Annotated in this window: 23 protein-coding genes and 1 tRNA gene; 4 read left to right on the top strand and 20 right to left on the bottom strand. The window is 36.3% G+C overall.

What is annotated here, in order from left to right; genetic code table 11:
* Positions 1–316 precede the first annotated feature (316 nt).
* The 12 genes from IQ237_RS12840 to pstS all read right to left on the bottom strand — a co-directional run bounded on the left by IQ237_RS12840 (position 317) and on the right by pstS (position 13182).
* Positions 317–2965 carry a formylglycine-generating enzyme family protein gene (locus IQ237_RS12840; RefSeq protein WP_194055678.1) on the bottom strand — a complete coding sequence of 883 codons (2649 nt, stop codon included), beginning with the start codon at positions 2963–2965 and terminating at the stop codon, positions 317–319.
* A gap of 20 nt (positions 2966–2985) precedes the next feature.
* Positions 2986–3951 (bottom strand): MoxR family ATPase, encoded by a 966-nt coding sequence (locus IQ237_RS12835; protein WP_194055676.1) that lies wholly within the window; start codon positions 3949–3951, stop codon positions 2986–2988.
* Between the two features lie 9 nt (positions 3952–3960).
* Complete coding sequence (locus IQ237_RS12830; protein ID WP_194055674.1) at positions 3961–5811, bottom strand: trypsin-like peptidase domain-containing protein; 1851 nt, start codon at positions 5809–5811, stop codon at positions 3961–3963.
* A gap of 118 nt (positions 5812–5929) precedes the next feature.
* Positions 5930–6721, bottom strand: a complete 792-nt coding sequence (locus IQ237_RS12825) for an Rpn family recombination-promoting nuclease/putative transposase (RefSeq protein ID WP_194055672.1) — start codon at positions 6719–6721, stop codon at positions 5930–5932.
* Positions 6722–6742: 21 nt separating this feature from the next.
* Entirely contained in the window at positions 6743–7612 is an 870-nt protein-coding gene (locus tag IQ237_RS12820) for a trypsin-like peptidase domain-containing protein (RefSeq protein WP_194055670.1), read from the bottom strand.
* 14 nt (positions 7613–7626) lie between these two features.
* On the bottom strand, positions 7627–7956 hold the full coding sequence (locus tag IQ237_RS12815; protein ID WP_194055668.1) for a CU044_2847 family protein: 330 nt from the start codon (positions 7954–7956) through the stop codon (positions 7627–7629).
* 88 nt (positions 7957–8044) lie between these two features.
* Positions 8045–8116: transfer RNA gene (locus IQ237_RS12810), tRNA-Cys, on the bottom strand.
* Between the two features lie 144 nt (positions 8117–8260).
* The gene (locus IQ237_RS12805; protein WP_194055667.1) at positions 8261–8857 is read right to left on the bottom strand and encodes a chromophore lyase CpcT/CpeT; all 597 of its coding nucleotides are present in this window, start codon (positions 8855–8857) and stop codon (positions 8261–8263) included.
* A 275-nt stretch (positions 8858–9132) separates the two neighbouring features.
* Positions 9133–9912, bottom strand: a complete 780-nt coding sequence (pstB, locus tag IQ237_RS12800) for a phosphate ABC transporter ATP-binding protein PstB (protein ID WP_228020174.1) — start codon at positions 9910–9912, stop codon at positions 9133–9135.
* A 53-nt stretch (positions 9913–9965) separates the two neighbouring features.
* On the bottom strand, positions 9966–10847 hold the full coding sequence (pstA, locus tag IQ237_RS12795; protein WP_194055665.1) for a phosphate ABC transporter permease PstA: 882 nt from the start codon (positions 10845–10847) through the stop codon (positions 9966–9968).
* Between the two features lie 82 nt (positions 10848–10929).
* Positions 10930–11931 carry a phosphate ABC transporter permease subunit PstC gene (pstC, locus tag IQ237_RS12790; RefSeq protein ID WP_194055663.1) on the bottom strand — a complete coding sequence of 334 codons (1002 nt, stop codon included), beginning with the start codon at positions 11929–11931 and terminating at the stop codon, positions 10930–10932.
* Between the two features lie 210 nt (positions 11932–12141).
* Positions 12142–13182 (bottom strand): phosphate ABC transporter substrate-binding protein PstS, encoded by a 1041-nt coding sequence (gene pstS, locus IQ237_RS12785; RefSeq protein ID WP_194055661.1) that lies wholly within the window; start codon positions 13180–13182, stop codon positions 12142–12144.
* A 627-nt stretch (positions 13183–13809) separates the two neighbouring features.
* On the opposite strand from pstS, the gene IQ237_RS12780 reads away from it, so the two are divergent.
* From IQ237_RS12780 to IQ237_RS12770, 3 genes are all read left to right on the top strand, one after another.
* The gene (locus IQ237_RS12780; protein ID WP_194055659.1) at positions 13810–15609 is read left to right on the top strand and encodes an aspartate kinase; all 1800 of its coding nucleotides are present in this window, start codon (positions 13810–13812) and stop codon (positions 15607–15609) included.
* Positions 15606–15935 carry a YnfA family protein gene (locus tag IQ237_RS12775; protein WP_309225757.1) on the top strand — a complete coding sequence of 110 codons (330 nt, stop codon included), beginning with the start codon at positions 15606–15608 and terminating at the stop codon, positions 15933–15935. The genes IQ237_RS12780 and IQ237_RS12775 overlap by 4 nt, the downstream gene beginning before the upstream one ends.
* Positions 15936–16058: 123 nt before the next feature.
* Positions 16059–16526, top strand: coding sequence for a DUF29 domain-containing protein (locus IQ237_RS12770; RefSeq protein WP_194055656.1), 468 nt, complete (start codon positions 16059–16061; stop codon positions 16524–16526).
* A 113-nt stretch (positions 16527–16639) separates the two neighbouring features.
* On the opposite strand, the gene IQ237_RS12765 is transcribed toward IQ237_RS12770, so the two are convergent.
* On the bottom strand, positions 16640–17239 hold the full coding sequence (locus IQ237_RS12765) for a tRNA isopentenyl-2-thiomethyl-A-37 hydroxylase MiaE (RefSeq protein ID WP_194055654.1): 600 nt from the start codon (positions 17237–17239) through the stop codon (positions 16640–16642).
* 103 nt (positions 17240–17342) lie between these two features.
* Here IQ237_RS12765 and IQ237_RS12760 point away from each other — a divergent pair, with 103 nt between their 5' ends.
* Complete coding sequence (locus IQ237_RS12760; protein WP_194055652.1) at positions 17343–18218, top strand: GIY-YIG nuclease family protein; 876 nt, start codon at positions 17343–17345, stop codon at positions 18216–18218.
* A gap of 11 nt (positions 18219–18229) precedes the next feature.
* Here IQ237_RS12760 and IQ237_RS12755 read toward each other — a convergent pair whose 3' ends face one another.
* The 7 genes from IQ237_RS12755 to IQ237_RS12725 all read right to left on the bottom strand — a co-directional run.
* Complete coding sequence (locus tag IQ237_RS12755; protein WP_194055650.1) at positions 18230–19003, bottom strand: SDR family oxidoreductase; 774 nt, start codon at positions 19001–19003, stop codon at positions 18230–18232.
* A gap of 153 nt (positions 19004–19156) precedes the next feature.
* Positions 19157–19405: a hypothetical protein gene (locus IQ237_RS12750; RefSeq protein ID WP_194055647.1), complete on the bottom strand. Its 249-nt coding sequence runs from the start codon at positions 19403–19405 to the stop codon at positions 19157–19159.
* A gap of 84 nt (positions 19406–19489) precedes the next feature.
* Positions 19490–19831, bottom strand: a complete 342-nt coding sequence (locus tag IQ237_RS12745; RefSeq protein WP_096571743.1) for a XisI protein — start codon at positions 19829–19831, stop codon at positions 19490–19492.
* Positions 19816–20235: a XisH family protein gene (locus tag IQ237_RS12740; RefSeq protein WP_194055645.1), complete on the bottom strand. Its 420-nt coding sequence runs from the start codon at positions 20233–20235 to the stop codon at positions 19816–19818. Before IQ237_RS12740 ends, IQ237_RS12745 begins: the two co-directional genes overlap by 16 nt.
* A 172-nt stretch (positions 20236–20407) precedes the next feature.
* Positions 20408–20758 carry a DUF5615 family PIN-like protein gene (locus IQ237_RS12735; RefSeq protein WP_194055643.1) on the bottom strand — a complete coding sequence of 117 codons (351 nt, stop codon included), beginning with the start codon at positions 20756–20758 and terminating at the stop codon, positions 20408–20410.
* The gene (locus IQ237_RS12730; RefSeq protein WP_194055641.1) at positions 20755–20991 is read right to left on the bottom strand and encodes a DUF433 domain-containing protein; all 237 of its coding nucleotides are present in this window, start codon (positions 20989–20991) and stop codon (positions 20755–20757) included. Before IQ237_RS12730 ends, IQ237_RS12735 begins: the two co-directional genes overlap by 4 nt.
* 371 nt (positions 20992–21362) lie before the next feature.
* The coding region (locus IQ237_RS12725) for a DUF1524 domain-containing protein (RefSeq protein ID WP_194055639.1) at positions 21363–21616 on the bottom strand (254 nt) is incomplete at its 5' end.

Below are 21616 nucleotides of genomic sequence, written 5' to 3'. Positions count from 1 at the left end.
ATTTTACTATATTTATTTTTGTCTGAATCAGGATGTCCAGGATTAAAGGATTAACAGGATAATACTTGATTTTCAAGCATGATTAATCTGAATTATACTAAATCCGGTTCTCATACCCCTTAAAAAAATACTGGATTTTCACCCATGATGATAATGTTTCGTCTTTATTATAAGTGGATTTTGACAACCGCATTTGGTATTATTCAAAATTATCAACCCATCCTGTAAATCCTTTAATCCTGGACATCCTGATTCAGACACTCGCTAAGGGTAGAGGAAAGAAGGGTAAAGGGCAAAAGGGCAAGAGTATAAAGGGCTACAAAGTCCACGCAGCACCATACACAACACGAAAACCGTCGACGTCGTCGGTGTCGTCGTCGAAGCCCGCATCAGCATAGCCGCGACGCGCCGAACGGCAACCCCCAGGAGGGCTGTACCAAGAACCACCGCGCAGCACCTTTTCATTGTTATTAGACTCGTCGCTTATCCATGCGCTACCATCTGTAGGTGCATTTTCATAATTATCATGCCAATCATCTTCACACCACTCCCACACATTGCCGTGCATATCATATAACCCACATTCATTTGCTACTTGAAAACTGCCTACTTCTGTGGTTTCTTTTCTATAAACTCCTTTTGTTCCCTTACCATAAGTTTTGTTACCATCATAATTTGCCAAATCCGTTGTTATTGTCTCGCCAAAATGAAAGGGTCTGGTTGTTCCTGCACGACAAGCATATTCCCATTCCGCTTCGCTGGGCAGTCTGTAGGGTCTTTTGGTGTAGTTTGATAGTCTAGCGCAAAATTCCACCGCATCATGCCAAGAAACACTTTCTACAGGGCGGTTTGCTCCTTTAAATTCCGATGGGTCTGGTTTTAGTTCTTGGTTGACTTGAGGTAACTGTGCTACCGCTTGCCATTGCGCCTGGGTAATGGGATATTTACCCATTGAAAAGGGCTTGATGGTGACTTCGTGTTGCGGTCTTTCATCATTTGTACTTTTGTCTTCTGTTTCTGGTGAACCCATGATGAAAGTTCCCCCAGGAATGGCTACCATTTCTAATTTAATGCCGTTTCCTAAGTCTTCTATAAATTGCTGTGCTTGTTTTTGGTACTTGTTAACACTTAATTCTGTTTTCTGTGTTAGCCCAAACGACTGTGATTTTTTGATTAATTCAATTTTGGCAAATGTAAAAGTAAAAGGTTGTAGTACATCATCTTTAATAGTAACAGTGGCACATTCAAATTCAAAGGTTTTGATTTCTGGTAGGGGTAATTCATGAATTACCCCTACCGGTTCTAACTGTTGTGCTAAACGCGCATAATCTCCCCCTAAATTTTGCAATACTTCCTTAGTAATCTCCGCAAAGGGAAGAATTTCTGCTTTGGTGTTTTCATCCCAGTCAGAGTTAGCAAATAACAAAGCTTGAAAATTCTTGATTTGGATGCCAGCTTTCTGAGCTATATATTGAGAAACTGCCGCAAGTACAGCATCAAATTCTGTTTTTCTAATAGAACGAAGTAAAACTTCTCTCACTCCTTTTACAAATTCATATCGCCATATTTCTGGTTGATTTTCTTCGCTCACTAACTTTAATTCTAACAACCCACTCATAAAAATTTCCGCCAAAATAATTGGCTTTCGTGGTGATGGCAACATTTTTTCCTGAATCAAATGAATTACAGGCATACTTACCGGAGCAGATGCCATATAAATTGCCAATTTTCTCGCTAGAGGGGAAGCGCTATGATAAAATGTATTAACTAATTTATTAACTAATAATTCTGGTTCTTCTATTGTTTGTGAACTGGATAATTTATCTGTAGGTATTAATTCTTTCCAGTTAGGCATAAATACAATACCCACAGTGTCCATAGTACCTGTACCAGCCATCACTTTTGCCCAATATTTTAAAGATTCAGGTTCTAAAATCACAATAGGTAACTTTAATGCTTGATTGGGTTTTTCTTCTAACCAGATAGGGAAATCATGAACAGTCAATTGAGAATTGAGTGAACCTGGTTCAATCGCACTTAATGAAACTAAAATACCCAAATCTAAAACTGTGCGTTCCCATAATTGTTCGGGTAATAATTGTAGAACAGTTACCGGAACTTGTTTAGACCATAATTCTAATAATTGGTGTATTTCTCCTTGCCACCATAAAGAGGAAACACAGTCACTAATTAATAATATTAACCGTCTACCATTAGGTTCTAATAATTCTTTGGGACTGCGGGAACGTTGTTTTTTTGTAGCTTTTCTCTGCTGGTGAAAAAATTGCGGTTTACCATCATTTGCGTGTAAACTCCAAGTATAAACATTTCTAAAAGCTCCATGTCTTTCCATTAATTTACGGAACTCATTGATAGTTTCTTCCCAAACAACCGTAGCGCGGTTTTCTTCAACAACTATCACCAAATCTAACCAACGTTCTCGCGCAGGTTTTAAAACTGGTATCCAAACATCATTTTCTGCTATTTGTTGAACAGTATTTTCTTCATCTAAAACAAATTGTATCCGAGATGGAACTTTTCGCATCAATGGCCGCAATGACCTACCAATTTCTAAAGCATTAGGTAAAGCAGCAACCGCAGGAGCTTTAAAAGGTACTCCTGATGATGAAGGTGTTGGTTTTTCAGGGGTTGGTTTTTCAGGAGAATTAGAGGATAACTTAGAATCTATATCATCTTTAGTATAAGCTTTAGCTTTGGGTGCTTCTGGTTTTTCTTCTGTAGAAGAACCTGAATTTTCAAATGTTGCAGATGTTGAAGGTTTTGTTTTATTAGGTAGTATATTAGCGGTAGTCTGAGAACTCTGATTTGATGGCGGAACTTTATCAACAGATGCAATTGCTGATTGTAATTTTATCTGATTTGCTAACCAGAGAGCATCAGCAATATCCTCTGCGCTCATGTCCAGTTCTAACTGTTCTAGAAGTCGAATCAATCTGTTAATCATGAGTCCTCTTAGCTATCTCGTTAGCTATCTAAATATTTTAATATTTCTGCAATCAACTTTTCTTTAGTTGTACCTGTGGGGGATTTTTCATTAGTGACTAAATAGATAGCATTGAGAAGTTGGTCTGTTGCTAATTCTCCATCTTTCCGTTTGTCTAAGAATTGCTTAATTAATTTATTTGCTTCTTGTGATAAATTAGCATCTAAATTTAGATGTGCTTTAACTATCCGTTCTAATTCTTTTTCATCAGGTTCTTGAATATCCAATCTAATACAACGCCTTAAAAAAGGAGGGGGAAAATCTCTTTCACCATTACTGGTTAAAATCACAAAAGGAAAAGATGTACAGCGAACCCTACCTTGTTTAATAGTAGCTTTTCCATCTTTATATGCTGTTTGTACTTCTACCTGTTCTATTTTATCAGCTATACGTCTTAGTTCCGGTATTTCAAACTCTCCCTCTTCAAAAATATGCAATAAATCATTAGGTAAATCAATGTCACTTTTATCAATTTCATCAATTAATAAAACTCTGGGTTTCTCAGATGGTAGTAAAGCTGTTCCTAGTGAACCCAAATTAATATATTTACCAATGTCTGCTAGATTATTTTGCTCTTGTTCTTTATCCTTATCTTTTGCATCTTGTAATCTGCCTATGGCATCATAATTATAAAGACCATCTTTTAATATGGTGCGTGTGGTAATTGGCCAATGTAACACTTCTCCTAATCCTAGTTCATAAGCGACAGCATAGGCTAAAGAAGTTTTACCTGTTCCTGGTTTACCTGTTACTAATAAAGGTCGTCGTAAATATAAAGCAGCATTAACTAATTCTACCTCTTCTGGACGGGCTTGAAATGTCTCAGCGCGTCTTTTTTTGGGGTCACTTTCACTATTATTAAAATCTCGCCAACTTGGTGCTGTTGGAAGTTTCCAGTTTTGATTTACTTGATTGTTTCCTTTAAATATTTTCCAGTCGTTAGTCATAGTTAGTACCTAATTGTTGATAATGATTGGGTTAGATTCAGGTGTTAAAATATGAGGATTTTCACAAATGAGAATAACATCATTTCCTAATAGATGATTATCACTCCTAATTCGTGATTCTAAGCGGTTTATTCTCACATTTTCTAGTAATTCATAAATACAGCAGTTTAAATCATGATTTTCTCTATTTTGATAATCTGTTAAAGAAATTTTATTTCTATGACAAATGGCTAAAGGAATTACATTACTCTGTAATGAACCAAAAATTTTAGAAATTTTATCAGCATCATTTTTGATATGGTCATCAAATATATTTAAAATAATACCAATTGCTTGATTTACAAAAGCAGAAAAATTGTTAGCATCATATTCATGTATTTTTTGAAAATTATTACACTTTATATTCTGTATATTCTGTAATTTATCCCATTTGTCAATCCACTGTTGTTTTTTGATTCTCAAATATTGTTTGTCTAACCGTTCCACATCTCGAACAATTACTCTGTACTTCTCACCAATATGACTAGTTTCACCAAAATCATCTATTTTCCATTGTTCAACAGGATGAATAAGATGTTCTTTAGGTAGAAAAAATACTATATTTATATGTTTTTCTAGAGAAAAATTGATTTTTTTGGTCAAGAGAGACTTTAAAATTTTGGGGATATCCTCAATTTTAAAACTTTGATCATGAGAATCAGAAATATCAATTGTATGATAGTATGGGCTATCTATTATATAATTTTGAATATTAGGAATAACCCAACCACTAATTTTAAATTTTGGATTTTTTGCTCTTGATTTTGTTTGTAATGGTTCTATTTTAATTAATATGTATGATTCTGGTGTAATATTTGGGTTTAGCTCATCCTTAATGTGTGCATATGTTGAATCAAAATTTTCTATATATTGTTGACCCCATGTTTTTAATTTTTCAGATATATCATGAGGAACATTATTATCATTGATTAAAAATTGCAAAAACTTTGCTGTATGTCCGTTAGGATTAAATTTGACTTTACGATCTAAATTGATTTTATCTAGATCATATAAATCTTGAACAATGGCTTCTATTGTAGTGGGTATCTTTTCCGCTGGGTTTTGTGAGCATCCAGTCTGATAAGCTGTTTGAATAGCTGAAGTGATAGCTGAATCAGAATTAGTAGTTAAAATATTAATCAGATTTAAAAAACTCCAAGCTTCAACTAACACAGTTGTCGGTATCATAAATGCCGCTTTCACACCCTCTCGCTTTTTCTCTGCGGCCACGGCCATTCCCACAACTCCCTGTAATGTTTCATCCCAAATAGGAGAACCACTAAAACCCCGTTCAATTTGATATCCAGTAACTTTAATTGCTTCTATCTGTATCCAGCTATTAGCTTGAACATCACGCAGTTCACCATCAGCCCAAACACCAGTATCATGTCCTTGGGGAAAGCCAAAAATGCGGAATTTATGCTGCCAATAATCTGATGTAGTGACAAGTTTTATAGGACTTACGCCCATTGGTAAAGTTTCCTCTATCTGTAACCCAGCAATATCTAACCCAGCAATATCTTCCTTACTTTGTCCTTGGTTCACAGGTTGCCAAAATACAACTTTAGCTTTTAATTTTTGTCCAGGTGCAATCAGGGGAAAATCAAGTTCTATAATGCCATCTGGTGATTCTTGTATGTTATTCTTAATATCCAAAGCGGTTTTCACCACATGATCGCAGGTAAGCAGATGGTACTGACTCACCAAAAAACCAGCACCGATAACTTTACCGTTTTTATGATAAATGCGAGCGATCGCATTTTTAAAATCTTCGTATCTCTTTTCTAATTGCTCAAGTTTAATATCATCAGGTTTTGCCATATTACAAAAAATCTCCATATCATAATTTATAGTCAAAATTGTTTAATTATTTGATTAGATGGGTAGGGATTTATCATTGCTAAACCCCTACAAATAGATGAGAATTTTTCATAGGAAATTATTTACTTTCCTTTTTGATTGCTTGTCTCACCACTTCTATATCTAACTCAAGGATACGAGCAATTTGTTCTATAGTTAGCCCCTCATGTAACAGTTTAGGAATTATTTCTAACTTAGTCTCTTCCTTAACCTCTTCCCTAAGTTCTTCCTTCACTTCTTGATAAAATCGAGTTTGTTGCCATTCTGTTAATCCAAACATTGCCTCTAACTCCTGACGGCTATAGGATGAAAATTTGTAAATCAGCATTCTCTCTACTAATTCTAAAAGATCACGACTGTTTTCTGCATCTGCTTTTTTTACCAGATTAATCAAACTTCGTGCCTCTTGTATAGCCTCATCTTCAGGAGAAACCACTAATTTAATAATTCCTAAACCAATTGAAGATGATGTATCAGCTATTTCATCTAAATAAACTACATGAATTTGTCCAGGAGCTAGTGAAGTTTGATATGCTAAGGGTACACCAGGATCAAGATCCCGATTTGCCCACAATACTACAGTTTGCCATGATTTTTGGGGTTTATACTGGTTTAAATAAAGAAACGCTTCTGTAATTAATCTCCAGTATAAATTATCATCGCTCTGAAATTGTACTTCTACAAAATAAATCGGGTCTTCTGGGTACTCTGGTTTGGGCAAGAATAAGCCATCAATTCGACGTGCTAACTCTTTGATTTCTACAGAAGAAAACTCGTAGTGTGAAGCCAGTGCGGGTGACTTTTCTAAAACTTCAAATAAAACGCTGGGGAGATTTTGAAGCAGGGTGTAAAATATGGTATCTGTTTTCATTTTATCATTTTAAAATGGTGATCACCCGATCATTTTTAACTGTTCAACGACATCATTCATATCCTTTTCAATCCTGTTTAATTGTCGTTGCAAGTTATTACGACTTTCGGCATTTTCTGTATAATTCAATTGGTTATAAACGGCTTCATAATCGCCTTCTAAAATTACTAATCTTTTGTTCAATTCCCTAGCTTTAATTTCTTGGACTCGACTCAAAGAGGGAGAAGAATTTATTGATGGTTGCTGAATAGATTGATTTAAAAAACTCCAAGCTTCAACTAACACAGTTGTAGGTATCATAAATGCCGCTTTCACACCCTCTCGCTTTTTCTCTGCGGCCACGGTCATTCCCACAACTCCCTGTAATGTTTCATCCCAAATAGGAGAACCACTAAAACCCGGTTCAATTTGATATCCAGTAACTTTAATTGCTTCTATCTGTATCCAGCGAGTAGCTTGAACATCACGCAGTTCACCATCAGCCCAAACACCAGTATCATGTCCTTGGGGAAAGCCAAAAATGCGGAATTTATGCTGCCAATAATCTGATGTAGTGACAAGTTTTATAGGACTTACGCCCATTGGTAAAGTTTCCTCTATCTGTAACCCAGCAATATCTTCCTTACTTTGTCCTGGGTTCACAGGTTGCCAAAATACAACTTTAGCTTTTAATTTTTGTCCAGATGCAATCAGGGGAAAATCAAGTTCTATAATGCCATCTGGTGATTCTTGTATGTTATTCTTAATATCCAAAGCGGTTTTCACCACATGATCGCAGGTAAGCAGATGGTACTGACTCACCAAAAAACCAGCACCGATAACTTTACCGTTTTTATTATAAATGCGAGCGATCGCATTTTTAAAGGTTATAAAATAATTTGCTGTTGACATGGAAGCTGTAAATCTTAGTCTTTACTCCACTTAACAGTTACTTCAAAGGTAATTTCCCCACCCACAGAAGTTAATATAGCACCAGCATCAGCACTGAGTTTGACACCAAACTTCACTTCCATTTCTTTCGGACCTAAATCTTTAAATTTATTATTCAGACTAGCCACCACAGGCTTAATATTATCTATCGCTTCCGAAAATGTTTTTTGCGCTTTGGCAATTTCCTTACCAGAAGGTAGTGCCACTTTCTCAATAGCAGTAGATGTATCTTCTGATTCTTCCACCTCTACCAAAAATTTGCTGCCATCTTCTAACTCAAATTCGACTAATTGTTTGTCTGTCATATATCTGCTGTTAATTTAGCCATGCAACCCCAAATATACAACATTGTCCGCATAGTTTAACAGTAGAAAGACTTATTAACACTAATTAAGGCGACAGGCGGATTCGAACCGCCGGATAAAGGTTTTGCAGACCTCTGCCTTACCACTTGGCTATGTCGCCGCACTCACAATTACTTATATTATCACCTTTATTCCAAAATTGCATCACCTTGGGAAAAAATTTTTTGGTGATTGGTGATTGGTGATTGGTGATTGGGTTATTAACTTCCCCTACCTCCCCTATTCCCTATTCCCTTTTAACTTCTTAACTGTCACCTGTCACCTCATCAGCAAAATTACCCCAGCGGACAAAGTGAAATGGACCTGCGACAGAACCCCAAAGATGCTCATCGGTGTCTGGATCTCGTCCTTTGTCCCAACTGATGAACTTATCTCCATCAATTTCAAATTTACTATCTAGGTAAGTTCTTTGTCCTTTGCGGACGACGATGCAACCTTTACCTGGTTCAACGTGACCTCTAAAACAGTTACCAGTCCACTCTACAATCATGTTACAGCCAGAGAGTTTTTCTAGGCGATCGCTCGTTAACTGATACAACCTTCCTAAATCACGGGATGCACCAAAAAAGTCTTTTTCTTCTTTCACGGTGTAGTTTTCAATCAGGATTTTCTCACCTTCTGTCACCAACTTCAACACCCGCAACCGATAAGGGTCATTGAGCATATAATCATAAGCCTGTTCTACAAAAAAACTCACCCCCGATAACAACGAATATGGGAGGGGACGCATACAAACACGAATATGGGCATAAAAAGCCGGATTTTCAAACACTTGCGCTTGGTTACTAAAATCAGCGGCCATCCAACGGGCTAAGGTAAGAATATCAGTAGAATGAGTCATGACAATTTTGGATTTTGGATTTTGGATTTTGGATGCTGGTTTTGGTATACAGGCTCAAAACTCCTTGACACACATTGCTTTATTTTAAAGCTTGGTGCGTCACATTAATTAATTGGGAAATCAAAATTCAAAATTAACTGCCGAAAATTAACAGTCTTGATGGCGGGTTTCTGTTGGATGAGAATAGGTAATCAGAAAACTCAGATAAAAATCTCACCCAGATTCTCTGTAATATTTCCCAATCCAAAATCTAAAATCTAAAATCTAAAATCCCATTAACCAAAGCGTCCTGCAACATAATCACGGGTACGCTCATCTAATGGATTACGAAAGATTTGACCTGTAGCACCAAATTCTACCATTTGCCCGATCCTACTTTCATCGGTGCTAAAGAAAGCTGTAAAATCAGAAACGCGGGTTGCTTGCTGCATATTATGAGTCACAATCACTATTGTTAACTCAGATCGCAAGCTGTGAATCAATTCTTCCACTTTCAATGTAGCAATAGGGTCTAATGCGGAACAAGGTTCATCCATCAATAAGATTTTTGGTTTCACTGCTAAAGCACGCGCAATACATAAACGTTGTTGCTGTCCACCAGAAAGACCTAATGCAGATGTGTTAAGTTTATCTTTCACTTCATCCCAAAGTGCTGCACCTTTGAGCGCCGATTCCACTATTTCATCTAATTTAAATTTGGGACATTTACCAGCAATCCTCACACCATAAGCAACATTTTCATAAATACTCATAGGGAAAGGATTTGGCTTTTGAAATACCATGCCAATTTCTCGTCGCAAACGATTAATATTAATGCGGGGGTCATAGATATTTTGTCCATAAAATTCTATGCTTCCTTCAACCTTGACTTTACCTTCTAATTCACTAATCCGGTTTAAGGTTTTAATGAAGGTCGATTTTCCACAACCACTCGGTCCAATGAGTGCAGTTACTTGGTTTTTATAAATATCTAATGATATACCTTCGATAGCTTTGTAACTACCATAATAAAAACTTAGGCTTTTAATTTTGATGGCTGGAATTAGGTTACTCATGATTATTTTAGTGATAAAAAACGGTGAAAAGTATTGGTGAAAAAAATTAACAATTACTTGAATCTGCTTTTACTACTTAATAAACGAGAGATGAGACTAAAGAACAAAACTAAAGTCAATAAAATTATAGAAGTTGTCCAAACTAATTTGTTAATTTCTGGGTCAGGATTATTGTAAAGATTGAAAATTAATACAGGTAAAGAAGCAGTCGGACTCATTAAACTATCAGACCAGTTTTGACTAAATAAAGCTGTGAAAAGTAATGGTGCTGTTTCACCTGATGCACGGGCGATCGCTAATGCAATACCTGTAGTAATTCCGGGAACTGCTGCTTTCACAACAATTCTAAATGTAGTTTGAAATCTCGTTCCACCTAATGCAGCAGAAGCTAAACGTTGTTGAGTGGGAATCAGTTTTAATGCTTCCTCTGTTGTTAAGGCAATTATTGGTAACATAATTACAGATAAAGCAAAACCACCAGCAAAAGCGCTAAATTTTTTAGTAATTAAAACAACGACTCCATAGGCAAACATTCCTACAACAATTGAAGGTACACCTGTGAGAATAGAAGTTAGAAACCGCACAAAATTAGTAATTTTATTAGTTGTACTAAATTCTGCTAAAAATATGCCAGTCATTATCCCTATGGGAATGCTTAATAATGCCCCAAAACTAACCATAATAATAGTACCAATAATGGCATTAGCAAAACCATTTTCAATCAGTGGAAGGTAAAACATTTCTGATTTTAACCCAGAAATTCCCCTTGATATAATTTCCCACAAAATTGATGCTAGTGGAAACAATGCCAACAAACTCAATATGAATGATAAACCATTCATGGCATAGCTAAACAAACGCCTCTGAGTTGGTAGCGGGTTGAGTAATTCTTGAGATAAAGATTCAATATTTTCTGGATTTATATAGCTACTCATGGGATTTTGGATTTTGGATTTTCTGAGATTATTCTGAATTGATGATCACTCTATTTATCTATCTTTGAAAACTGAAAGCTGACTAAGAATTTTTCTTGCGTACCCATTGGACTAATAGCACAGCACCAATATTAACAGCAAGAGTTAAAGCAAACAAAATTAAACCTAAATAACTCAATGCTCCAATATGTAACCCAGGTTCAGCTTCCGCAAATTCATTAGCTAAAACCGCAGGAATTGTGTATGCTGGATCAAGCAAAGAAAGACTAATTTGAGCTGAGTTACCAATTACCATTGTTACTGCCATTGTTTCACCGAGTGCGCGCCCTAAAGCTAACATTGCTGCACTCACCATTCCTGAAAAACCTGCTGGTAATAACACCCGAAAAATCGTTTCCCAACGAGTGCTACCTAAAGCCATAGACGCACTACGTAATTCTTTAGGAACAACCATCAAAACATCACGAGAAATAGCTGCCATTGTCGGTAAAATCATAATTGAAAGAATAATTCCCGCAGTTAATATATTATTACCTACAGGATATTCAGTATTAAACAAGGGGATAAAATTAAAAGTTTTTCCTAACCATTGTTCAAAGGGTTCAATAATGGGAATGAAGATAAAAATGCCCCATAGACCGATAATTACACTGGGAATTGCCGCTATTAATTCTACTACAAAAGCAATAGTGTTTCTCAATGCTACTGGTAAAAAATCTTCACTTGTTACCAAAGCCACTGATATCCCAATAGGAACTGTTAACAGAATAGCGATCGCACTACTAACTAAAGTTCCATAAATATAAGGTAATGCTCCAAAGGTTTCGTTAGCTGTATCCCATTCTTGACTCCATAAAAATCCTAAACCAAACCTAGAAACGGCTGGTTCAGCTTCTTTATAAATGATAAAAGTCATTACAAACAAAATGGCTACAGTCACGGCAGAAAATAGATAAACCAAAAATGTAAATCCTTGATCAAATCTAAAATTAATGCCTCCTGTGGATGTTAAATTAATTGTTTCATCATTTAATTTTAAGTATGATGATTGATGGTGATCTTCATTTTCAAAGGAATTTGGCATAATTAATCAAAACAGTTAAAGTGAAATATTAGTGATCCAAAGTTAAATAGTTAATTGAGAAAGGATACAGAATACAGGATGCAGAATGGAAGGAACTGGGAATTGGGCAAAATCAAGTCACAAATTCAAATTAAATAACTCTTTTCTCCCCTGCACCCTGCCCCCTGCACCCCTGCTTCTTCTGACTCCTGAATCCTTACCTGGTTTTGATTATTTAACGGTAGTATTTACTGTTTGTAAAACCCGGTTGACAACATCACTGGGAATTCTGGTGTAATTGAGATCATCATTAAATTGTTGACCATCTTTCAATACCCAGTTAATCCATTTCTTAATCGCATCTGCTTTAGCTGGAGTGGGATAATTTTTATAAACCATCATCCAAGTCAAGCCCACAATAGGATAACCCTGATTAGGATCACCTATAAATACACGAAAATTATCTGGGAAAGTTACACCTGATAAAGCTGCATTAGCAGTTGCTAAGGAAGGTGCAACAAATTCTCCTTTCTTGTTTTGTAATTCTGCTGATCTTAATTTGTTTCTGGTAGCATAGTCATATTCAACATAACCAATAGCTCCAGGAGTACGAGCAACTAAAGCAGCTACACCAGGATTACCTTTACCTTTCAAAACGTTGGGTAAATTCCATCTTGGTGCAGTATTAGCGCCAATTCTACCTTTAAAATAACCACTAATGGAACTCAAGTGATTAGTGAAAATGAAAGTTGTACCGCTACCATCAGCACGCACTGCAAATCTAATCGGTTGGTTTGGTAAGTTTACACCAGGATTATCAGCTTGAATTTGTGCGTCATTCCAGTTAGTAATTTGTCCAGAAAAAATCGCTGGTAGGGTTTTACGAGATAATCTGAGTCTGTTTACCCCTGGTAGGTTGTAAACTACAGAAACCGCACCACCAGCAGTAGGTACTAAAATTACACCATTTTTAACTCTAGCCATATCTGCATCTGTCATGGCTGCATCACTAGCACCAAAATCTACAGTACCAGCTATAGTTTGACGAATACCACCACCACTACCAATTGCTTGATAGTTAACTCTTAATTCGGGATGTTTTTTTCTAACTTCACGTGCATAAAGTTCATACAGAGGAGCAGGAAAAGTTGCTCCTGCACCGTTCAAAGTTTGAGCTTGAGCAACTGCTGTGAAAATAGGACCAAATGCTACGGCCGCTGTTACTACAGAAGTAGTGAATGCACGGCTAAAAATGGTGGTTGAAATGTTCATAATGCCTCATTTTGAAGGATGTTTTACCTGATGGAATTACAGCCTTAAATAAATTTCATACTTGCTGATTAACTAGAAATTAATAACCGTCAAAGAATAGATTAAACTATGTTTAAATTTCTTCCTAAAGGAGTAGTGATAGTAATTTTGTTCACCAAGTTGTGTAAAGCCGAATCATAATTTTTATGATTTTATGCAATTAAATGTATATTTACGTTTGTAAAAGTTGCGTGTTGCACCATAAATAAACCCAGCAGGGTCATACCACGATACTACCTGCTAGGAAATTAGTTTATGTTTGTGCCATGTTTGCGCGGATCAGCGTTTATTTTTCCTAAATAATGCCTACCCCTACTTAAAATAACTATATATAGTATGTAAATAGGTTAAGAACAATCATATAATAGGTTAAAATGCTGTTAAAGTTATGTTTCTGTGACTTTGCTTTTCTGATACCCTTCTTTATACCCAAACTTTTGAAATTACCAAGTTAAAAATATAAATGTCGGTTTGTGGTTCCCTGATTCTGATATTTTAGTAATCTAAATTAATGCTAAATTTTCAAGACTTCCCGACGGGAGTATTGATCGTAGCTCAAACAATTTGAATATTCAAACATCTACAGTTATGGCGCTCATAGTTCAGAAATACGGTGGTACATCTGTTGGTTCGGTGGAACGTATCCAAGCGGTTGCACAGCGGGTTTACAAAACTGTACAAGCAGGAAATTCCGTTGTTGTCGTCGTTTCCGCAATGGGAAAAACCACCGATGGATTAGTTAAACTAGCTAATGAAATCTCTACAAGTCCTAACCGTCGGGAAATGGATATGCTGCTTTCCACGGGGGAGCAAGTGACTATTGCTTTACTGAGTATGGCTTTGCAGGAAATTGGACAACCTGCTATTTCTATGACTGGCGCTCAGGTAGGTATTGTTACGGAAGCTGAACACACCCGCGCTCGCATTTTGCATATTGAAACAGAGCGTTTAATGGGGCAGATTAATTTAGGTAAGGTGGTTGTTGTAGCTGGATTTCAAGGCATTTCTCATAACTCAGCAATGGAAATTACCACCTTGGGGCGTGGTGGTTCTGATACTTCCGCCGTGGCTTTAGCAGCAGCTTTGGGAGCAAACTTTTGTGAAATTTATACCGACGTTCCAGGGATTTTAACTACAGATCCGCGTCTTGTACCGGAAGCACAGTTAATGACAGAAATCACCTGTGATGAAATGCTGGAATTAGCTAGTTTGGGTGCAAAGGTATTACATCCCCGTGCGGTGGAAATTGCCAAAAATTATGGTGTGCCTTTGGTGGTAAGATCCAGTTGGACAGATCAACCGGGTACTTGGGTAACATCGCCAAAAGTGCAAGAACGGGCGTTAGTGAATTTAGAATTAGCTCGTCCTGTGGATGCGGTAGAATTTGATATTGATCAGGCTAAGGTGTCTTTGTTGCGTGTACCTGATAAACCAGGGGTAGCAGCGCGGTTATTTAATGAAATTGCCCATCAACAAGTAGATGTGGATTTAATTATTCAATCAATTCATGAAGGTAATAGTAATGATATTGCCTTTACTGTAAATACACCTATTCTGAAAAGGGCGGAAGCTGTGGCAGCGGCTATTGCACCAGCTTTGAGAAATCAACCCCATTCAGATGAGGCGGAAGTTTTAGTAGAAAATAATACTGCAAAGGTGAGTATTTCCGGGGCGGGAATGATTGGCCGTCCTGGTGTGGCTGCTAAAATGTTTGCAACCTTAGCGGAAGCGGGTGTAAATATTCAAATGATTTCTACCAGTGAAGTTAAGGTGAGTTGTTTGGTAGATGCGGGAGATTGCGATCGCGCTATTGCTGCACTTTGCAACGCTTTTGAAATCAATGCTTACCCTGGTTTCCTCAGTTCCCCTACTCCCGAATCTCCCGCAGTGCGTGGTGTTGCTTTAGACATGAATCAATCGCGGTTAGCTATTCGGCAAGTTCCCGATCAACCAGGAATGGCGGCGAAATTGTTTGGTTTACTGGCAGAATATAACATCAGTGTGGATATGATTATTCAATCACAACGCTGTCGGGTGGTTGATGGGGTTGCGCGTCGGGATATTGCTTTTACTGTAGCGCGGATGGATGCAGAAAACGCCCAAAAGAAATTAACCCAAGTTGCGGATCAGTTAGGATGGGGTGAAGTAGTTTTGGATAATGCGATCGCAAAAGTCAGTATAGTTGGTTCTGGGATGGTTGGACAACCAGGAATAGCGGCGAAAATGTTTACAGCTTTAGCTCAAAATAAAATTAACATCCAAATGATTGCAACTTCAGAAATTAAAATTAGTTGTGTTGTGGGACAGGATGAAGGTGTGAAAGCTTTGCAAGTTATTCATGCAGCTTTTGATCTAGCTGGAAGTGAAAAATTTGTAGTACCAGCGTGAAAATAGCCAACCTTGTTTTTCTCTTAATAGCTGCACTGGGAGAAATTGCAGGTTGTTTTAGTTTTTGGGCATGGTTAAGATTAGGAAAAAGCATTTTTTGGATTATTCCGGGAATTTGTTCTTTAATAATCTTTGCCATTTCCTTAACTAAAGTTGATCTACCTAATGCTGCTAGAGTTTATGCTGCTTATGGGGGAATTTATTTACTTTCCTCTTTATTGTGGTTATGGTTAGTTGAAGGTGTAAAACCAAATAGATGGGATTTTTTAGGGGTGGGAATTTCTCTATTGGGAACATTGGTGATTTTGTTTGGTTCACATCGGTGAAATCATTTAAAATAGTATTATAGGAATTACGATTGCAGTGAGGTACAAGCATTAATAATTAAACGCAGATGGACGCAGATAAACGCAGATGATTTTGAGTATCCATTTATGGAGGTTGAATTTATGATAGAAACAAACCTATCTTCTCTGCATCAAAATTCCCAGTCTATTTACGATGTTGACTATCTAAAATGGATAGAAACTACAGTTGAAAAATTGAGAGATAAAAAATATTCTACTGTAGATTGGGAGAATTTGATTGAGGAAATTGAGGATATGGGTAGAAGCGAAAGGAGAAGTTTAGAAAGTAATTTAATTGTCATTTTATTGCATTTATTGAAATGGCAATTTCAGCCAGAAAAAAGAACTGGTAGCTGGGAAAGAAGTATTATTGAACATCGTCGTCTAGTTAATAAAGCAATTAAAGAATCTCCTAGTTTGCTATCATATTTAGAAAGTATTTTTGCGGAGTCTTATCCAGAAGCAGTGAAACAAGCAAAAGCTGAAACTGGTTTATCTAGAGAAATATTTCCTCCAGAATGTCCATACAGTTTAGCAGATGTCATGGATGATGATTTTTTACCTGAGTAATACGATTTTGGATTTTGGATTTTGGATTTTAGATTGTACAAGACTTACTGGATAAGGTTTTCATATTTCAACTTTCAACCCCTATCACCGTGGCGTAGCACCTGTCACCTACACTAACTATGAATTCTCGGTTCTGGGTGTAAAGTTGCTAATATTTCACTTTCCACAATTGCTAATTCATCGAGTCTTTGCATCACCATTTCCCTATCAAAATAGGTATCTGCTAAAACCCAATATGTGCCAAAATGTCGCGCTTCTGATGCCATTAAACCACGATAAAATTTAGCTAATTCTGGTTCTGGACAGTTCGCTGCTAAAAGTCCTAAACGTTCGTGACTGCGTGCTTCTATTAAACCAGTAACTAATAAATTATCTAAAAATTGTTCTGGTTCTTTTTTTCTAACTTGTGCTTTTAAACCTGCACCATAGGGAGGTGGTGAAAGGGGTGCAAGGGGAATATTTCGACGTTCTAACCATTGGTTAACGAGTTCAAAATGTTCTAGTTCTTCTTTGGCGATCGCTGTTAATTCTCTCACCAGTTTTGTATTAGAAGGGTAACGAAACATAAAATTTAACGCTACACCGGCAGCTTTGCGTTCACAGTGGGAATGATCGAGTAAAATAATATCTAAATTGGCGATCGCTTGTTCTATCCAAGCATCACTTGTAGGTTGTTTGAGAGCGTTGATAGTTGGTAAAGGTGAACTTAGCACAGAAATAAAAACTCCAAATAGAAAAATTTAAAATTTACAACTAAGAATATTTAACACATAGTATTATAACATAATATATACTATAAAAGGAAGCCTTACAAAAATGGAATGGAAATCTTGGTCGAGTATACCATTAGCACAACGCCAACAATTACCTAATCAATCAGGAATTTACGTGATTGTAGATGCAGAAGCAGAAGTTTGGTATGTTGGAAAATCCATAAATCTCAACGCTCGTTGGAATGGTAGAGGACACCATAGGTATCAACAATTAAGCCGCACAAATAATAAACGTTCATACAAAATTTACTGGAAATTATTTCCATCCGATCAACTTCATGAAAAAGAACAACTATATATTAATCTCTTCAAACCACATCTCAATTACAGCCGAGTGAAAACTTATGCTAGAAAGGCTATACAACCAAATCAAGAAATAATTCGTCTTCTTAAGGTTATCAACAAAAAGACCACGTTATTTCCTGATGTGAGGTCTGTTGTTATTGGCTATTATACGGAAATTTTAGAAGTTGAAGAAGGAGATTTAAAGGAATATGTCTGCATAGTTATAATTGTCAACGTCAATGATCATGATGGACCCATTTTTAACTCGTGTAAAAAGTCAACTAGCCGAAAAGGAAATAATCTGAAGGGATGCTGGAAAATTTATAATAGTGATTGCGGTAGTGATGACACTGATATACAACCAGCAATTATTCCTGTCTTTGTCGTGGAAAATATGATTTACGAATTTGTGTGTTACCCTAGTTTGATAGATAAGTTAGAGCAGAACAGATCAAGTCTTCACAACATAGAGATTGCAAAACAATCTGTTCTGGCTTTGAGAGATATAGATATTCTTCCCTCATTAATTGTTAATAACAGTCATTCCACAACTAGAAACGAAGATTATTTACATTATAGAATATCAGACATCCAATCTCTTGTAGAGTTATTTCCAGAAATACCAGAAGTCTAAAAAGCTAATTTTTACATTCTGCGATTTACTAAAGTTGCACTAGCTTGATCAACGGGCATGAGGATGATTTCATTAATATTAACGTGAGCCGGTCGGGTAGCACAGAAAAATACTACATCAGCGATATCATCAGCAGTTAGGGGTTGCAGTCCTTGATAAACTTTTTTCGCTCGTTCTGTATCTCCGTGAAACCGCACTTCACTAAATTCTGTTTCTACCATTCCCGGATCAACGGAAGTCACCCGCACAGGAGTACCCAGCAAATCTAATTTTAATCCTTCGGAAATAGCTTTAACTGCGGCTTTTGTGCCACAATAAACGTTACCACCGGGATAAGTTTGATGTCCCGCAATAGAACCAATGTTAATTACATGACCTCTATTCCGTTGCACCATACCAGGAACTACGTAGCGGGTAAGGTAGAGTAAACCTTTGATATTAGTATCAATCATTTCTTCCCAGTCTTGGAAGTCGCCTTCATATAATTTATCTAAACCGCGACTTAAACCGGCGTTGTTGATGAGGATATCAATTTCTGACCATTCGGGGGGTAAATTATTTATAGCAGATTCTACGGCCGAGCGATCGCACACATCCAACTGAAGTAAATGAATTTCTGCACCATATAATTTATTAAGTTCCTGTGCTTTTTCTTCCAACTTTTCCAAGCGTCGCGCTGCTAAAATCAGTTTTGCATTTTCACGCGCAAAGAGTTTAGCACAAGCAGCACCTATTCCGCTACTTGCACCAGTGATTAATATAGTTTGGGTGTTGAGAGCAATCATTTTTAATAGTGTTGTTGTCTATCTTTTTTATATCATGTAGTGGTGTAAGATTGATAGAGGGATATTTTACACAATATTTTGCCATTCACGAGCATCTACAAATAATGATAAATGTTTAACATTAGTAGTAGCAATAATAACTTGATTTCCATACTAATCATCTGCTAAAGTTTCCAACTCATCAGAAATCAAATTTTGCCAATCTTGATCACAATGGGAATGTAAATGAATTGATGCTACTAATAATTCTGAAAGTATTTTACCCTTTTGTCTATCGCTTAATTCAGAAAGTTGTAATTGATTAACTAAAGAAATTACATTTTGGTATTCTTCTTGTAATTCCATTAGTAGCTGATTAAATGTAGAATTTTCACTGCTGATGTTTTGATTTGCGAGTTTCATTAGTTTTTCCCGAATCTGATAAAATCAAGGTGAGTCTATCCAAACCCACCCTAACTTCAATTATACCAACAAATTCGTTCTCTATTAAGCCACAGCAAACTCTGTAAACTTCCGAGTTTCTGGATCATGAAAAGCTAAAACAATATCTTCTTTTGGTACACCTTCCCTTAATAACTCATTTGCAATACCTTCCTCTGTCCAGTCTTCCTCAATATAAATTTTATTGTTTTTAATTCTTACATGAACATGAGTTGATTTGAGTCGTTTATCTTCTTTCCAATCAACTGTTAACCAAAGATAATGATCATGGTTTTCATCAAATACTAAACAGGTTTCAGAATTATAATCAGGTGATTGATGAACTAATTGATCATATTCTGTAAGGATTTTCTTGATTAATTCTCGGTATTTTATAATTTTATCCATGATACAATTTCCTCCTTTTTATCATTAAAAACAATAAAATTCATTTGATGACGTTGAATCACTGCTTGAATTGATTTCCTTTGAAAGAAAGTATTAAATACTGACGTTTTGACCGCTAAATAAAGTTCATAATCTTTATGAGAAAGTTCAAGAAAGTCACGATAGAGAAGATATTGACCTAAAGCATTTTGAAAATCATTCATTGGTGAAGGATTGATAAAACTTTTGATTTCAACAACAATTCTCCGATTTTGTTGTTCTGCTAATAAAGTTTTTTCTGCCAATAAATCAGCATAAAGGTTATCATCTTCATATTCAAGTGTATAAGAATCAGCTAAAATTGTCCAACCATCTTTGATTAAGGCATTTTTAACTACATCATGGTAGATATCTTTCGCTGGCATTTTTACCCTGTTTGTTAAGTGGTTATTTGGGCTAATTAATATAATTATACTAATTTAATAGGCGATCGCCATCTCATCATCTCCAAACAAGCGATACCTTCGGTGAGCTTCGCTATCGCACTTAATTCTACCTACATCAAAAAGGCGATACCTTCGGTCAGCTTCGCTATCGCTAATGAATAATCAAACTATCTCTAGTCATTTCCAAGAAATCATGATTCATAAATAATTCGACTATTTGAGTAATATTTTGTAGAAAAAGCTGTTCAATTTGTTTATTACTAATATTACCTGTGGTGATTAATAGTAGTTTATAAGGTTCTTGTTTGATTAAAAAGGAATCTAAAAAATCTTTATCTTTAGTAATGACAATTCTCTGTTCTAGGATTGATAATTTGTTAATTTCTGAATCTGGGGTTGCATTTTGTAAAGGAAGATTTTTGGTATGTATAACATCATAACCTAAGTTCTCCAATAAATTGGCAATTCGCATTGGTAATTGAGCATCAATTAAGAATTTCATGAAACTAATTGGAGGATACTTTTAACTTGAGTGAGTCGAGTAGCAAAGTTGAGAACTGCTAAAATATCTTCATATTCTAAATCATCATAGTCTTCTAAAATATCATCAATGGACATTCCTGAACTCAAAAGTTCTAAGATCATTTCTACTGGATAGCGTAATCCGCGAATACATGGTTTACCATGACAAATATCATGGTTTATTGTTATTCTATTTAATAGGGGATTATTCATGATTTTAGATGTTATATTGATACTGAATTAATTATATCTGATTTTTTTAGTTTTATGAAAATAGAAACAAAGCGATACCTTCGGTAAGCTACCGCTAACGCACCCCATCCTACCTACATCAAAAAGGCGATACCTTCGGTAAGCTATCGCTAACGCACTTCATCCTACCTACATTAAACAGCGATCGCTCTTTTATCCTAATGAAACAGCGATCGCCATCTCATCATCTCCAAACAAGCGATACCTTCGGTGAGCTTCGCTATCGCACTTCATCCTACCTACATCAAAAAGGCGATCTTGACCTCTCCTCTCCCCCAGTTCCTTCCCTGCCAGGGAAGGGGGTTAGGTCGGTTTGGGATATTGGAATAATTTTATTCTCTAGGCCAAACTTTAATAGCTATCTCAGCCAAGTATTCCGCACGCTTTTTAATTTCTTCTTCATTCCAAGAATCTACTCTTGCTAACCATCTATTCAAAGATAAATTACTGTCTTTGAAATAAGTAAGTCGGCGTGAGAAAACCAAACTATGTAAAGATAAGTAAATACGGAGAAGACATCTACCAAGGTGATAGAGATATGGGTGCTCGTTTGAGGGTATTTTTAACTCGTAAGCAAGACGAAATG

This window comes from Sphaerospermopsis sp. LEGE 08334, assembly GCF_015207205.1.
Taxonomy (GTDB): Bacteria; Cyanobacteriota; Cyanobacteriia; order Cyanobacteriales; family Nostocaceae; genus Sphaerospermopsis.
The sequence above is the reverse complement of the archived record's forward strand: the minus strand, read 5'-3'. Positions and strand labels throughout refer to the sequence as shown.